Origin of the sequence: Pseudoxanthomonas sp. J35 (assembly GCF_000513995.1) — a bacterium.
Lineage (GTDB): Bacteria > Pseudomonadota > Gammaproteobacteria > Xanthomonadales > Xanthomonadaceae > Pseudoxanthomonas.
The window spans coordinates 1-14,744 of sequence record NZ_AZVB01000002.1 but is presented as its reverse complement, the minus strand read 5'-3'; the positions used below and the strand labels follow the sequence as shown (position 1 = coordinate 14,744).

General features: G+C 71.1%; 11 protein-coding genes. 9 read left to right on the top strand and 2 right to left on the bottom strand.

The features are described from left to right. Positions 1–2 precede the first annotated feature (2 nt). The 5 genes from PSEJ35_RS0101865 (at position 3) to PSEJ35_RS0101845 (ending at position 6,691) form a co-directional block, all read left to right on the top strand. A complete protein-coding gene (locus tag PSEJ35_RS0101865; RefSeq protein WP_051412445.1) occupies positions 3–2,627 on the top strand; it encodes a bifunctional aspartate kinase/diaminopimelate decarboxylase in 2,625 nt (874 codons plus the stop codon). Then, positions 2,611–3,108 (top strand): hypothetical protein, encoded by a 498-nt coding sequence (locus PSEJ35_RS16535; RefSeq protein ID WP_051412424.1) that lies wholly within the window; start codon positions 2,611–2,613, stop codon positions 3,106–3,108. Before PSEJ35_RS0101865 ends, PSEJ35_RS16535 begins: the two co-directional genes overlap by 17 nt. Next, on the top strand, positions 3,105–4,460 hold the full coding sequence (murL, locus tag PSEJ35_RS0101855; RefSeq protein ID WP_028916297.1) for a UDP-N-acetyl-alpha-D-muramoyl-L-alanyl-L-glutamate epimerase: 1,356 nt from the start codon (positions 3,105–3,107) through the stop codon (positions 4,458–4,460). The genes PSEJ35_RS16535 and murL overlap by 4 nt, the downstream gene beginning before the upstream one ends. Beyond that, positions 4,441–5,829 carry a UDP-N-acetylmuramoyl-L-alanine--D-glutamate ligase gene (gene murD, locus PSEJ35_RS0101850; RefSeq protein WP_028916296.1) on the top strand — a complete coding sequence of 463 codons (1,389 nt, stop codon included), beginning with the start codon at positions 4,441–4,443 and terminating at the stop codon, positions 5,827–5,829. The genes murL and murD overlap by 20 nt, the downstream gene beginning before the upstream one ends. A gap of 64 nt (positions 5,830–5,893) precedes the next feature. Next, entirely contained in the window at positions 5,894–6,691 is a 798-nt protein-coding gene (locus PSEJ35_RS0101845; protein WP_051412423.1) for a dienelactone hydrolase family protein, read from the top strand. 22 nt (positions 6,692–6,713) lie between these two features. Here the strand turns inward: PSEJ35_RS0101845 and PSEJ35_RS0101840 are convergent, their stop codons facing one another. Continuing rightward, positions 6,714–7,721, bottom strand: coding sequence for a polyprenyl synthetase family protein (locus PSEJ35_RS0101840; RefSeq protein WP_028916294.1), 1,008 nt, complete (start codon positions 7,719–7,721; stop codon positions 6,714–6,716). Positions 7,722–7,869: 148 nt separating this feature from the next. On the opposite strand from PSEJ35_RS0101840, the gene ssb reads away from it, so the two are divergent. The 4 genes from ssb to PSEJ35_RS0101820 all read left to right on the top strand — a co-directional run bounded on the left by ssb (position 7,870) and on the right by PSEJ35_RS0101820 (position 14,149). Further along, positions 7,870–8,373 carry a single-stranded DNA-binding protein gene (gene ssb, locus PSEJ35_RS0101835; RefSeq protein WP_028916293.1) on the top strand — a complete coding sequence of 168 codons (504 nt, stop codon included), beginning with the start codon at positions 7,870–7,872 and terminating at the stop codon, positions 8,371–8,373. A 161-nt stretch (positions 8,374–8,534) separates the two neighbouring features. Further along, complete coding sequence (locus PSEJ35_RS0101830) at positions 8,535–10,487, top strand: oligopeptide transporter, OPT family (RefSeq protein ID WP_028916292.1); 1,953 nt, start codon at positions 8,535–8,537, stop codon at positions 10,485–10,487. Between the two features lie 178 nt (positions 10,488–10,665). After that, a complete protein-coding gene (locus tag PSEJ35_RS0101825) occupies positions 10,666–12,816 on the top strand; it encodes a S9 family peptidase (protein WP_028916291.1) in 2,151 nt (716 codons plus the stop codon). A gap of 73 nt (positions 12,817–12,889) precedes the next feature. After that, positions 12,890–14,149, top strand: a complete 1,260-nt coding sequence (locus tag PSEJ35_RS0101820) for a DUF819 family protein (protein WP_028916290.1) — start codon at positions 12,890–12,892, stop codon at positions 14,147–14,149. A gap of 333 nt (positions 14,150–14,482) precedes the next feature. Here the strand turns inward: PSEJ35_RS0101820 and PSEJ35_RS0101815 are convergent. Continuing rightward, the coding region (locus PSEJ35_RS0101815; protein ID WP_147654148.1) for a transposase at positions 14,483–14,744 on the bottom strand (262 nt) is incomplete at its 5' end.

The following is a 14,744-nucleotide window of genomic DNA, read 5'->3' as shown; positions in this document are numbered from 1 at the left end:
ACATGTCCGCAGTTTCGCCCGTGCAACACGCCGCTCCCGGTGGCTGGATCGTCCTCAAGTTCGGCGGCACCTCGGTGTCGCGTCGCCACCGCTGGGACACCATCGGCAAACTGGCGCAGCAGCGGGCCGCGCAGACCGGTTCGCGGGTGCTGGTGGTGGTGTCGGCGCTGTCCGGCGTCACCAACGAGCTGTCCGCCATCGCCGATGGCGCCGACGATGCCGCCGCGCGGGTGGATGCGCTGGAGCAGCGCCACCGCGACTTCCTCGCCGACCTGGAACTGGACTGCGACGCGGTGCTGGGCGAACGCCTCGCCTCGCTGCGCGCGCTGCTGGCCGACCCGCGCGCGGCCGGCCGCACGCTGGACTGGCAGGCCGAGGTGCTGGCCCACGGCGAACTGCTGTCCTCGACGCTGGGCGCGGCCTACCTGCGCGCGCGCGGCCTGGACATCGGCTGGATGGACGCGCGCGAGTGGCTGGAAGCGCTGCCGGCGCAGCCGAACCAGAGCGACTGGTCGCGGCGCCTGTCGGTGAACTGCCACTGGCAGGCCGACGCCGCCTGGCGCGCGCGCTTCGACGCGCAGCCGTCGCGCGTGCTGATCACCCAGGGCTTCATCGCCCGCCATCCGGAAGGCGGCACCGCCATCCTCGGCCGCGGCGGTTCGGATACCTCGGCCGCGTACTTCGGCGCGCTGCTGGGCGCCTCGCGGGTGGAGATCTGGACCGACGTGCCGGGCATGTTCAGCGCCAACCCGCGCGAGGTGCCGGACGCGCGCCTGCTCCACCGGCTCGGCTACGCCGAGGCCCAGGAGATCACCACCACCGGCGCCAAGGTGCTGCACCCGCGCTCGATCAAGCCGTGCCGCGACGCCGGCGTGCCGATGGCGATCCTCGATACCGAGCGCCCGGACCTGCCCGGTACCAGCATCGACCGCAGCGCCGCCACCGTGCCGGGGGTGAAGGCGATCAGCCGCCGCAACGGCGTGGTCCTGGTGTCGGTGGAAGACATCGGCATGTGGCAGCAGGTCGGCTACCTGGCCGAGGTGTTCGCGCTGTTCCGCAAGCACGGCCTGTCGGTCGACATGATCGGCACCTCGCAGACCAACGTCACCGTGTCGCTGGATCCGAGCGAGAACCTGCTCAGCCAGAACGTGCTGTCGGCGCTGGCCGAGGACCTGGAGAAGATCGGCCGGGTCAAGGTGATCGTGCCCTGCGCGGCGATCACCCTGGTCGGCCGCGGCATGCGCTCGCTGCTGCACCGGCTGTCGGAGGTGTTCTCCTCGTTCGGCCACGAACGCGTGCACATGATCTCGCAGTCGTCCAATGACCTGAACCTGACCTTCGTGATCGACGAGGCCGACGCCGACGGCCTGCTGCCGGAACTGCACGAGGCGCTGATCGACAGCGGCGCGATGCCTGTGCTGGAGCAGGAGGTGTTCGGCCCGCGCTGGCGCGAGCTCAACGGCGCGGTGCGCCCGCGGCCGGTGCCGTGGTGGCGCGGCGAGCGCAGCCGCCTGCTGCAGCTGGCCGCCGCCGGCACGCCGCGCTACGTCTACCACCTGCCAACCCTGCGCGAGCGCGCCCGCGCGTTGAAGGCGGTCGAGGCGGTCGATCGCCGCTACTACGCGATCAAGGCCAACCCGCACCCGGCGATCCTGCGCACCCTGGTCGAGGAAGGTTTCGGCCTGGAGTGCGTGTCGCTGGGCGAGCTGCGCCACGTGTTCCAGGTGCTGCCGGAGCTGGATCCGTCGCGGGTGCTGTTCACTCCCAGCTTCGCCCCGGTGCACGAGTACGCGCAGGCATTCGCCCTGGGCGTCACCGTCACCCTCGACAATGTCGAGGCCCTGCGGCGCTGGCCGGAGGTGTTCCGCGGCCGCCGCATCTGGCTGCGCATCGACCTGGGTCACGGCGACGGCCACCACCAGAAGGTCAACACCGGTGGCAAGGATTCCAAGTTCGGCCTGTCGGCGCAGCGCGTGGACGAGTTCGTCGACGCCGCGCGCGCGCTGGGCATCGCCATCACCGGGCTGCACGCGCACCTGGGCAGCGGCGTGGAGAACATGGGCCACTGGCGGCAGATGTGCGACGAGCTGGCCGGCTTCGCCCGCCGCATCGGTACCGTGGCCACGCTGGACATCGGCGGCGGCCTGCCGATCCCGTACAGCGCCGACGACGAACCGTTCGACGTGGATGCCTGGGCCGCCGGCCTGGCCGAGGTCCGCGCGGTGCATCCGGCCTTCGGCCTGGTGATCGAGCCGGGCCGCTACCTGGTCGCCGAATGCGGCGTGCTGCTGGCCCAGGTCACCAACGTCGTCGAGAAGGACGGGGTGACGCGCGTCGGGCTGGACGCCGGCATGCATACCCTGCTGCGGCCGGCGCTGTACGACGCCTGGCATGACGTGGCCAACCTGCAGCGCCTGGAGGAACCGGCCGACGGTGTGTTCGACGTGGTCGGCCCGGTGTGCGAGTCCAGCGACGTGTTCGGCCGCCGCCGGCGCCTGCCGCTGGCCACCGTGCCGGGCGACGTGATGCTGGTGTCCGACGCGGGTGCCTATGGCCATGCGATGGCCAGCCATTACAACCTGCGCGGGTTGCCGGCCGAGGACGTGATCGATGGGCCCGAGGGCTGAGTTCATCCTGTCGGCGACGCTGTCCGGCGCGGTCGTGGCCCTGCTGGGCTATGCCGTGGCCTCGTGGATGGTGTTCGAGCAGACCCCGGCGGAGATCGCCGGCAACGGCGCGCGCTGGTGCCCGAGCGGCGCGCTGGCGGCGCTGCCGGCGGCGTGGCTGGTGAGCGCCTGGCAGGCGCGCGCCGAACGCGCCGGGCGCCGCTGGAGCGCGCGCGGCATGGCCCTGCGCGGCACCGGCCTGGCGCTGCTGCTGTATCCGCTGGCCGTCGTGGCCTGGGTGCTGGCCACCGGCGCGCTGGACCAGCAGGCGGCCAGCGGCGGCATGCCGCTGCGCGAGCTGGTGCCGTGGCTGCCTTCGATCGTGTTCGGCGCTACCCTCGCGGCCCTGCTCGTCGGCACCTGGCCCGCCTTCTTCTCCGCTTTCGTGCTGTGCCGGCGCTACCTGCGCCGCCGCGGCGGTTCCACCACGGACATTGCATGACCACTTTCGACCGCGACGCCATCCAGGTTTTCCGCTTCGTCCGCTGCGGCTTCAGCGCCGCCACCGGCGTGGCCGAACTGGCCTACGCCTTCGACGATGGCGCGGAACTGGTCGAGACCGTCACCATCCCCGGCGCGCCGTTCGAACTGGACGCGCCGCGCGCCGCCGCGGTGGAGCAGGCCGTGCGCCTGCTGCACCTGATTGCCGGCGTCAGCTACTACAAGGCCGCGGTGCCGCGCGCGATCCGCATCGACGGGTACGCCATCGACGCGGCCACCGCCGCGCTGATGGAGCAGGTCTACCTCAACGGCCTGGGCGAATTCGCCTACCGCAACGGCCTGGACCTGCGCGACCGCATCCGCTTCCCGGTCGCGGGGGGCGCCGCGCCGCAGGCGCCGGTGCTGGGGCAGTCGTCGCGCGCGCTGGTCGCCATCGGCGGCGGCAAGGACTCGCTGGTCAGCATCGAGGCGCTGCGCGCCGCCGGCGTGGAGCAGACCGTGGCCTGGATCGGCGGTTCGCAGCTGATCCGCACCTGCGCCGAACGCACCGGTCTGCCCACGCTTAACATCGGCCGCGCGCTGGCGCCGCAGCTGTTCGAGATCAACCGCCAGGGCGCGTACAACGGCCACATCCCGGTGACCGCGGTGAACTCGGCGATCCTGGTGCTGGCCGCACTGCTCACCGGCCACGGCCAGGTGGTGTTCTCCAACGAGCGCTCGGCCAGCTACGGCAGCCTCATCCCCGGCACAGGCGAGGTCAACCACCAGTGGTCCAAGGGCTGGGCCTTCGAGCAGGCCTTCGGCGGACACGTCGAGCGCACGGTCGCCGCCGACCTGCACTACTACTCGCTGCTGCGGCCACTGTCGGAGCTGGCGGTGGCCCGCCAGTTCGCGAAGAACGACCACTACGACGCGCATTTCTCCAGCTGCAACCGCAACTTCCACATCCTCGGCGAGAAGCCGGCGCAGCGCTGGTGCGGGCTGTGCCCGAAGTGCCACTTCGTGTTCCTGGCGCTGGCGCCGTTCATGCCCAAGCCGCGGCTGGTGCGGATCTTCGGCCGCAACCTGCTCGACGATCCGGCGCTGGCGCCGGGCTTCGACGCGCTGCTGGAGTACCAGGACCACAAGCCGTTCGAGTGCGTGGGCGAGGGCCGCGAGTCGCGCGCGGCCATGGCCGCGCTGGCCGCGCGCGCGGAATGGCGCGCCGACGCGCTGGTGTCGCGCTTCGCGCGCGAGATCCAGCCGCAGCTGGATGCCGCGGAGCTGGCCATCGGGCCCCTGCTCGAGGTGGGCGGCGAGCATCGCGTGCCGGCGGCCGTGTGGGAGCGGGTGCGTGCAGATTTCGCAGCTTGAGGGCCAGCGGGTCGCGCTGTGGGGCTGGGGCCGCGAGGGCCAGGCCGCGTGGCGCGCGATCCGCGCGCGCCTGCCGGCGCTGCCGCTGACCCTGTTCTGCAACGACGAGGAAGCCGCGCGCGTGGCCGCGCTGGGCGACCCGCTGCTGGCCACGCGTGGCCAGCCCGATGCCGAAGCGCTGTCGGCCTTCGACGTGGTGGTGAAGTCGCCCGGCATCAGCCCGTACAGGCCCGAGGCGCAGGCCGCGGCCGCGCGCGGCACCCGCTTCATCGGCGGCACCACGCTGTGGTTCGGCGAGCACGCCGGTGCGCGCACGCTGTGCGTCACCGGGACCAAGGGCAAGAGCACGACCACCTCGCTGCTGGCGCACCTGCTGCGCGCCGGCGGCCACCGCACCGCGCTGGCCGGCAACATCGGCCTGCCGCTGCTGGAGGTGCTGGATCCGCAGCCGGCGCCGGAGTTCTGGGCGATCGAGCTGTCCAGCTACCAGACCGGGGACGTCGCCCGCAGCGGCGCGCGCCCTGAGGTGGCGGTGGTGCTCAACCTGTTCCCCGAGCACCTGGACTGGCACGGCAGCGAGGAACGCTACATCGAGGACAAGCTGCGCCTGGTGACGCAGGCGCGGCCGCGCACCGCGGTGCTGAACGCCGCCGACCCGCGGCTGGCGGCGCTGGAACTGACGGACAGCCGCGTCGTCTGGTTCAACCGCGAGGACGGGTGGCACCTGCGTGGCGACGCGCTGTACCGCGGCGCCGACTTCGTCTTCGACACCGCCGCGGTGCCGCTGCCCGGACGCCACAACCGCGGCAACCTGTGCGCGGTGCTGGCGGCGATCGAGGCCACCGGCCTGGATGCCGCGCCGCTGGCGCCGGCCGCGCTGGGTTTCCACCCGCTGCCGCACCGCCTGCAGTGGCTGGGCGAGCGCGACGGCATCGGTTACGTCAACGATTCGATCAGCACCACCCCGCACGCCAGCCTCGCGGCGCTGGACTGCCATCGCGGCCGCCGCGTGGCGATCCTGCTGGGTGGGCACGACCGTGGCCTGGACTGGTCGGGCTTCGCCGCGCAGCTGGCCGGCGATGTGCCGGCGGCGGTGGTGACGATGGGCGGCAACGGCCCGCGCATCCACGCGCTGCTGCAGCCGCTGGCCGACGCCGGGCGCTTCGCCCTGGAAGCCGCGGCAGACCTGCCCGATGCGGTGGCGCGCGCGCGACGTCTGCTGGGCGGCGAGGGCGTGGTCCTGCTGTCGCCCGGCGCGCCCAGCTTCGGCGCCTACCGCGACTACACCGAGCGTGGTCGCCACTTCGCCGCGCTGGCCGGCTTCGATCCGGACACGATCAGCGCCATCCCCGGCCTGGGCGTGGCCTGAGCGCCAGGCCGCGGCGATCGCGCCCACGCGTACACTCGGGCCTCCCGACGCCGGAGGCTTGGCCATGCGTAGTCCGCTGATCGCCTGTGCAGTGCTGCTGTCGACGGGCCTGGCCTCGCCGTCAGCGGCAAAGCCGCGCGCCGAGCCGGTGGAATGGACGATCGGACACGACCGCTACCGCGGCGTGCTGGTCTACGACGACGAGGGCGAAGCGCGCCGCCCGGGCCTGCTCATGGTGCCGAACTGGATGGGCGTGACCGACGACGCGGTCGCCACCGCGCGGAAGATCGCCGGGAATGATTACGTGGTACTGGTCGCCGACGTGTACGGCGCCGGCGTGCGGCCGCAGGACAGCAAGGAAGCCGGCGCGATCGCCGGTGCGTTGCGTAGCGACCGGCCACTGCTGCGCAAGCGTTCGCTGCAGGCGATGGAAGCGCTGAAGGCGCAGGCGGGCAAGGCACCGGTGGATGCGGACCGGATCGGCGCCCTCGGCTTCTGCTTCGGCGGCACCGCGGTGCTGGAGATGGCCCGTGCCGGTGCGCCGCTGGCCGGGGTGGCCAGCCTGCACGGCAACCTGTCCACACCGCTGCCGGCCGAAGCGGGGGCGGTGAAGGCGCCGGTGCTGGTCCTCAATGGCGCCGCCGACCGGGGGGTGAGCCGAGAGGACGTGGCCGCGTTCGGCAAGGAGATGGACGCGGCCGGCGCCGACTGGCAGTTCGTCGACTTCGGCGGCGCAGTGCACTGCTTCGCCGAGCCTTCGGCCGGCAACGACCCGGCCAGCAACTGCCGCTACGACGAGCGCGCCGCGCGGCGTGCCTACCGCATGCTGGAGGACTTCTTCCAGGAGCAGTTCGGCGGCTGAGCGCGCGCCCCGCCGCCGGAACTCAGTGGGTGCGCTCGACCGCGTAGCGGGCCAGTCCGCGCAGTGCGGCCAGCGCCGGGGTCTCCGGCAGGCCGTGCAGCGCGGCCTCGGCGGCGGCGGCGTAGTCCATCGCGCGCTGGCGGCTGTATTCCAGGCTGCCGCTGGCGTGGATCGCGGCCAGCACCTCGGGCATCGCCGTGCTGTCCCCTTCCTGCACGATCGCGCGCAGGCGCCCGCGCACGTCCGGGGCGGCGCGGTCCATGGCGTGGATCAGCGGCAGGGTGGCCTTGCCCTCGGCCAGGTCGTCGCCCAGGTTCTTGCCCATGGTCGCCGCGTCGGCGGTGTAGTCGAGCACGTCGTCGGCGATCTGGAAGGCGTAGCCCAGGGCCATGCCGTAGTCGTACAGGGCCTGCTGGGTGGCCTCGTCGGCGGCGGAGGCCAGCGCGCCCAGGCGGGTGCCGGCGGCGAACAGCACCGCGGTCTTGCGCTCGATCACGCGCAGGTAGGCGGCCTCGTCGGTGTCCGGGTTGCGCACGTGCAGCAGCTGCAGCACTTCGCCCTCGGCGATGCGGTTGGTGGTGTCGGCCAGCACCTGCATCACCTCCATGCGGTCCAGCTCGACCATCAGCTGGAAGCTGCGCGAGTACAGGAAGTCGCCGACCAGCACGCTGGCGGCGTTGCCCCAGATCGCGTTGGCGGTGCTGCGGCCGCGGCGCAGGTCGGACTCGTCGACCACGTCGTCGTGGAGCAGGGTGGAGGTATGGATGAACTCGATGATCGCCGCCAGCTGGTGGTGGTCGGCGGTGGTGCCGATGCTGCCCGCGGTGGCCTGGCCGGCCAGGACCACCAGCATCGGGCGCAGGCGCTTGCCGCCGGCCGAGACGATGTGTTCGGCGATCTGGTTGATCAGGACCACGTCCGAGGCCAGGCGGGTACGGATCAGCGCATCGACGGCAGCCATGTCGGCGGCGGCCAGGGCCTGGATCGCGGGAAGGCCGGCATGGGTGGGGAAGATGGGGAGGTCTGCCATGCGGGTTGCCTGGGAAAGTGCCTGAATTATAAAGGCCCGATCAGGGAAACCCTACCCTTCGACGGGGAGTTCAGCGCTGGCGCGGAGGGCGCCGGTATACTGCAATGCCTTTCCCGCCCGGTCGGGCGCGCAACGGAAATCCAAGACTATGGCGCGTGGCATCAACAAGGTGATCCTCGTCGGCAACCTCGGCGACGATCCCGAAACCAAGTACACCCAGTCCGGCATGGCCGTGACCACCATCCGCCTCGCCACCACCAGCGTGCGCAAGGACCGCGATGGCAACCAGCAGGAACGCACCGAGTGGCACCGGGTGAAGTTCTTCGGCAAGCTCGGCGAGATCGCCGGCGAGTACCTGCGCAAGGGCTCGCAGTGCTATGTCGAAGGCTCCATCCGCTACGACAAGTTCACCGGCCAGGACGGCCAGGACCGCTACATCACCGAGATCGTCGCCGACGAGATGCAGATGCTCGGCGGCCGTAGCGGCGGCGGCGAAGGCGGCTACGCCGATCGCGGCGACCGCCCGCAGCGCAGCGCAGCGCCGCGCCGCGAGTACGGCGGCCAGCAGCGCAGCGCCCCGGCGGCGTCCGCGCCTGCCGCGCCGGCGGCCGGCGGCTTCGACGACTTCGCCGACGACGACATCCCGTTCTGATCCGGACGGTGCGCGGGCCCGGCCCGCGCACCGCGTCCGCGCCTGCCGTCCTCCCTGGTCCCGGGACCGGACCGGAGGGCGGTGCAGGCCGCGCGGGGCTGGACTTGCCCGCTCCCGCCCGATAGCGTGTCCGCCCTTACGTATCCGGGGACACGAGAGACATGGCCAGCCCAAGCGCGACGCCGCAGCTCACCTTCCGTGCGGTCGTCCTGGCCGTCGTCCTGGCCGTCATCCTGTCGGCCGCCAATGCCTACCTGGGCCTGTTCGCGGGCCTGACCGTGGCCACCGCCATCCCGGCGGCCGTGGTCTCCATGGGCGTGCTGCGCCTGCTCGGCGGCGGCACGATCCTGGAGAACAACATCGTCCAGACCGGCGCCTCGGCCGGCTCCTCGATCGCCGCCGGCGTGATCTTCACGATCCCGGCGCTGGTCCTGATGGGCTACTGGCCGGACTTCGACTACTGGTGGGTGCTGGGCATCGCCGGCCTCGGCGGCCTGCTCGGCGTGCTGTTCTCGGTGCCGCTGCGGCGGACGATGATCGTCGAGGAGCCGCTGCCGTTCCCCGAGGGCAAGGCCGCGGCCGAAGTGCTCAAGGCCGGCGAGAACCCCGGCCCGGGCGTGAAGATCCTGGGCATCTCCGCCGCGATCGGCGGCGTGGTGAAGCTGGCCGCGGCCAACGGCCTGCGCCTGATCCCGGACAGCTGGGCGGTGGCCGGCTACTTCGCCAACAACAAGGTGATCGGCTACCTCGGCACCGGCCTGTCGCCGGCGCTGCTGGGCGTGGGTTATATCGTGGGCCTCAACGTCGGCATCGTGGTCCTGTCCGGCGCGATCCTGTCCTGGCACATCGCCATCCCGCTGTACCACGCCTTCTTCCTCGACAGCGACCCGGCCCTGGCCAGCGCAATTGCAGGTGCGCCGGCCGAGGACGCGGCTTTCGCAATCTGGTCGGCCAAGATCCGCTTCCTGGGCGTGGGCGCGATGCTGGTCGGCGGCGTGTGGACGCTGTTCTCGCTGCGCAACTCGCTGCTGGCCGGCATCAGGAGCGGCTTCGCCGCCGCGCGCAAGGGCGCGATGCACGGCGCGGCCATCGCCGAGACCGACCGCGACCTGCCGATGAAGTGGATGCTGGTGGCGCTGGTGGCCTTCGTGGTGCCGCTGTGGCTGCTGTACCACGCCATCGTCGGCTTCTGGATCGCCAGCTTCGCCATGACCCTGATCATGATCGTGGCCGGCTTCCTGTTCGTCTCGGTGTCCGGCTACCTGGCCGGCCTGGTCGGTTCGTCCAACAACCCGGTGTCGGGCATCACCATCGCCACCATCCTGTTCGCCTCGGTGGTGCTGCTGGTGCTGCTGGGCACCGACGGCCAGAGCCAGGTCGGCGGCGCACCGCTGGGCGCGGTGGCCGCGATCATGATCGGCGCGGTGGTGTGCTGCGCCGCGGCGGTGGGCGGCGACAACCTGCAGGACCTCAAGACCGGCTACCTGGTCGGCGCCACCCCGTGGAAGCAGCAGCTGATGCTGGGCATCGGTGCGTTCTCCTGCGCGCTGATCATGGCCCCGGTGCTGAACCTGCTGCAGGAGGCCTACGGCATCGGCTCCAAGACCCTGCCGGCGCCGCAGGCCAACCTGATGGCCTCCGTCGCCAAGGGGCTGTTCGGTGGCGAGCTGCCGTGGACCATGATCGCCATCGGCGGCGTGGTCGGTGCGCTGACCATCGCCCTGGACGGCTGGCTGAAGGCGCGCGGTTCGCGCTTCCGGGTGCCGGTGCTGGCCGCGGCCATCGGCATCTACCTGCCGCTGGAGCTGATGGTGCCGATCTTCCTCGGCGGCCTGCTGGCGCACATGGTGCAGCGCTTCCACAAGGTCTCCGACGACGACGAGGCCGGCCTGGACCGCGTGCACCGTCCCGGCGTGCTGTTCTCCGCCGGCCTGATCACCGGCGAGGCGCTGATGGGCATCGCCATCGCCCTGCCCATCGTGATCAGCCAGGACGCCGAGGTGCTCGCGCTGCCGGTGGACCTGGGCAAGGCCGCGCAGTGGGTCGGCCTGGTCGTGCTGTTCCTGGTCGGCTGGCTGCTGTACCGCACCGGCAAGCGCGCCGAGGCGGCGTAAGCCGTCCGGCCGTCCGGACGCGCGGCCCCGGGCCGCGCAGTCGGCGGGGAGGCTGCACCGGGCCGTGAAGACCGCCCGGCGGCACCCTGCCGGCGCCGCCAGCGTGCATGACCTTCCACCTTTGCACCGCGCGCCGGCCTGCGCCTACCATCCGGGGTTTGCCCTGCTGGAGCCCCGGATGAAACCCGCCCTGAAACCGTCCCTGATCCTGCCGCTCGCCCTGGCCGTCGCGCTGGGTGCCGCCTGGGCCAGTCCGGCCGAGGCCGCCCGCGGTTTCGACGTGCGCGACCTGCACGCGCTGGACCGCGTGTCCTCGCCGGTGCTGTCGCCGGACGGCGCGTTCGTCGTGTTCGCCAAGCGCGAGATGAGCGGTGCCAATGGCGACGATCCCGGCAAGGCCTCGACCTCGCTGTGGATCCGCGACCTGCGCACGCGCGACCTGGCACCGGCCAAGCGGCTGACTCCGGTGGGCTGGAACGTCAACTCGCCGGCCTTCTCCGCCGACGGCAAGTGGCTGTACTTCCTCAGCGCGCAGTCCGGCACCCAGCAGGTCTACGTGATGCCGGCCACCGGCGGCACGCCGACCCAGGCCACCCATTACCCGCTGGACGTCGGCAGCTTCAGGGTCTCGCCGGACGGTCGCCGCCTGGCGGTGAGCATGGAAGTGTTCCCCGACTGCAGCGCGGACATCGACTGCACGGTCAAGCGCCTGGAAGAGCGCAAGGCTTCCAGGGCCACCGGCGTGGTCTACGACCAGCTGTTCGTGCGCCACTGGGACACCTGGGAGGACGGCCGTCACAACCGCCTGTTCGTGACCTCGCCCAGCACCGGCAAGAACAGGCCGGCAACCTTCCTGGTCGACTCCTCGATCCATTCCTCCGGTCCCGGCAACGTGCCGTCCAAGCCGTTCGGCGGCAACGACGAGTACACCTGGTCGCCGGACGGCGAGTCGATCGTGTTCGCCATGCGCCGCGCCGACCGCCAGGAAGCCTGGTCGACCGACTTCGACCTGTACCGCTACCGCGCCGGCCAGCCGCTGGAGCGCCTGACCTTCGACGACCGCACCGAAGCCAACGCGCCGTCGCCGGGCCCGACCGGCCAGAACCGCGCCTGGGACACCGGCCCGGTGTTCAGCGCCGACGGCAGCAAGCTGTACTACCGCGCGATGAAGCGCCCGGGCTTCGAGGCCGACCGCTTCGCGCTGATGGAGCGCGACGTGGCCACCGGCGCCACCCGGGAGATCGCCCCGGACTGGGACCGCAGCGCCGACGGCATCGTCCTGTCCGCCGACGGCCGCACCCTCTACACCACCGCGCAGGACATGGGCGAGCACCCGCTGTTCGCCGTGGATATCGCCACCGGCAAGGTGGAGAAGGTCGTGGGCGGCGGCAGCATCTCGTCCTTCGACATCGCCGGCGACACCCTGGTGTTCACCCGCAACTCGCTGCGCAGCGGCGACCAGGTGTTCGTCACCTCGCTGTCCAATCCGCAGGCCGAGCGCGCGATCACCCCGAGCGCGTCGCAGGTGCTGCCGGACGTGGCCTTCGGCGACTACGAACAGTTCTCCTTCGCCGGCTGGAACGGCGAGACCGTGCACGGCTACGTGGTCAAGCCGTGGAACTACGAGGAAGGCAAGCGCTACCCGGTGGCGTTCCTGATCCACGGCGGCCCGCAGGGCAGCTTCGGCAACGGCTGGAGCTATCGGTGGAACCCGCAGACCTACGCGGGCCAGGGCTACGCGGTGGTGATGATCGACTTCCACGGTTCCACCGGCTATGGCCAGGCCTTCACCGACTCGATCAGCGGCGACTGGGGCGGCAAGCCGCTGGAGGACCTGCAGAAGGGCTGGGCCGCGGCGCAGCAGAAGTACCCGTTCCTGGATGGCGACAGGGCCTGCGCGCTGGGCGCCAGCTACGGCGGCTACATGATCAACTGGATCGCCGGCAACTGGAACGAGCCCTGGAAGTGCCTGGTCAACCACGACGGCGTGTTCGACACCCGCTCGATGGGCTACGTGACCGAGGAGCTGTGGTTCACCGAATGGGAGAACGGCGGCACCCCGTTCGACAAGCCGGAGAACTTCGAGAAGTTCAACCCGGTCAACCACGTTGCCAAGTGGCGCGTGCCGATGCTGGTGGTGCAGGGCGAGAAGGACTACCGCGTGCCGGTGGACCAGGGCCTGTCCACCTTCACCGCGCTGCAGCGCAAGGGCATCGAGTCGAAGCTGCTGTACTTCCCGGACGAGAACCACTGGGTGCTCAAGCCGGCCAACAGCGTGCTCTGGCACGATACGGTCAATGCCTGGCTGAAGAAGCACATCGGCCAGTAAGCTCCATCCCCGGTGGCCGGCGTGAAGCCGGCCACCGCGCTTTCCCGCCCGCACGAAGAGAGGAACATCGCCGATGGCGATCGAAGCCGCTGAACCGACCGCCGCCCTGATCCAGAACGACATCGTCGTCTTCGGCCTGATCGCCGCCACGCTGGGCCTGATCTTCTGGCTTTCCAGCGGCCCGACCCCGTTCTGGAAGAAGTTCTTCTCGTGGGTGCCGGCGCTGCTGCTGTGCTACTTCGTCCCCGCGGTCTACAACACCGTCGGCCTGATCGACGGCACCCAGGGCGCGGTCTACAACCCGATCGGCAGCCGCGTGCTGCTGCCGGTGGCGCTGGTCCTGCTGACCATGACCATCGACCTGAAGGGCGTGCTGAAGCTGGGGCCGCGGCTGCTGTTCGTGTTCTGCGCCGGCACCTTCGGCATCTTCCTCGGCGCCATCGTCGCCTTCCAGGTGTTCGAGTGGATCCACCCCGAGGTGGTCGCCGGCGACGTGTGGAAGGGCATGGCGGCGCTGGCCGGCAGCTGGATCGGCGGCGGCGCCAACATGGTGGCGATCCGCGAGGTGTACGAGGTCGACGCGACGCTGTTCGGCCAGTTCGCGGTGGTCGACGTGGCCATCGCCAACACCTGGATGGCGACCCTGCTTTTCCTCGCCGGGCGCGCGGCCACGATCGACGCGCGCAGCGGCGCCGACACCCGCGCCATCGACGAGATGAAGGCGCGGCTGGAAGCCTACGAGGCGGCCAACGCGCGCATCCCGACCCTGACCGACCTGATGGTGATCCTGGGCATCGGCTTCGGCATCGTCGGCGCGGCGCACGCGCTGGCCTCGCCGCTGGCGGCCTGGTTCGGCGCGCACGTGCCGCACGCTTCGCGCTTCAGCCTGGACTCCAGCTTCGTCTGGGTGGTGGTGGGCTCGACCATCGCCGGCCTGCTGTTGAGCTTCACGCCGCTGCGCCGGCTGGAGAACGCGGGCATGGCCAAGATCGGCAGCGCCTGCCTGTACTTCCTGATCGCCAGCATCGGCATGCAGATGGACTTCATGGAGCTGGCCGGCCGTCCGTGGCTGCTGGCGCTGGGCGTGGTGTGGATGCTGGTCCACATCCTGGTGCTGTGGGGCGCGGCGCGGATGGTGCGGGCGCCGTTGTTCTACTTCGCCATCGGTTCGCAGGGCAACATCGGCGCGGCCGCGTCGGCGCCGGTGGTGGCCGCGGCCTTCCACCCGACGCTGGCGCCGGTCGGCGTGCTGCTCGGCACCATCGGCTACGCCACCGGCACGGTGATCGCGTACTGGCTGGGCCAGGTCCTGCGGATGATGGCGGGGCAGTAAGCCGCCTCGCGGCATCCTCGCGGAAAGGCGAAGCCTCAGCTTCGCCTTTTCCATTTCTGCGCATCTCAAGCCCCTCTCCCCGGAGAGAGTGGCAAGCAAGACGCTGTTGCTGTTGGCATTGCTGTTGCTTTGGCTTTCCTCCACCCGTTGGAGCGAACCGAGCATCGCAGCGGCGATGGGGGCGAAGAGGCCCACTGTCTGAGCGAAGCGAGTTGTGGGCCGTCCCCCGCCGTCGCTTGCGATGCTCGGCTCGCTCAATCGGCGGAGAACAGCGACGGCAACGGCATGGTGTGGCACGCTGGAAAAAAGAGGCTCTTTTGAAATTCGAGTGGGTTATGCCACGTGCGGGTTGAGGCGCGAGAAGTCGAGCTTGCCGGCGATCAGGAAGATGACGGTGCGCATGGTGTCGAGCCGGGTGTAGCCGCGGGCCTTGCGCTTGGCGGCCTGGAACAGGCCGTTGATGGCTTCCAGGAAGCCGTTGGTCTGGCGGGTCTGGCTCCAGGCCAGGATGCCGTCGAAGTGCTTGCGGATCATCCGCGCGACGTCCTTCATCGGCTCGACCTTGGAGCGCATGACGTTCGTGCACCACTGCCTG

Excerpts from the sequence above, each read along its gene's own strand:
- PSEJ35_RS0101865 (WP_051412445.1), top strand. The coding sequence starts at position 3 with ATGTCCGCAGTTTCGCCCGTGCAACACGCCGCTCCCGGTGGCTGGATC.
- PSEJ35_RS0101825 (WP_028916291.1), top strand. The coding sequence starts at position 10,666 with ATGAAACCCGCCCTGAAACCGTCCCTGATCCTGCCGCTCGCCCTGGCC.
- PSEJ35_RS0101830 (WP_028916292.1), top strand. The coding sequence starts at position 8,535 with ATGGCCAGCCCAAGCGCGACGCCGCAGCTCACCTTCCGTGCGGTCGTC.
- murL (WP_028916297.1), top strand. The coding sequence starts at position 3,105 with ATGACCACTTTCGACCGCGACGCCATCCAGGTTTTCCGCTTCGTCCGC.
- PSEJ35_RS0101840 (WP_028916294.1), bottom strand. The coding sequence starts at position 7,721 with ATGGCAGACCTCCCCATCTTCCCCACCCATGCCGGCCTTCCCGCGATC.
- PSEJ35_RS16535 (WP_051412424.1), top strand. The coding sequence starts at position 2,611 with ATGGGCCCGAGGGCTGAGTTCATCCTGTCGGCGACGCTGTCCGGCGCG.
- PSEJ35_RS0101820 (WP_028916290.1), top strand. The coding sequence starts at position 12,890 with ATGGCGATCGAAGCCGCTGAACCGACCGCCGCCCTGATCCAGAACGAC.
- PSEJ35_RS0101845 (WP_051412423.1), top strand. The coding sequence starts at position 5,894 with ATGCGTAGTCCGCTGATCGCCTGTGCAGTGCTGCTGTCGACGGGCCTG.
- ssb (WP_028916293.1), top strand. The coding sequence starts at position 7,870 with ATGGCGCGTGGCATCAACAAGGTGATCCTCGTCGGCAACCTCGGCGAC.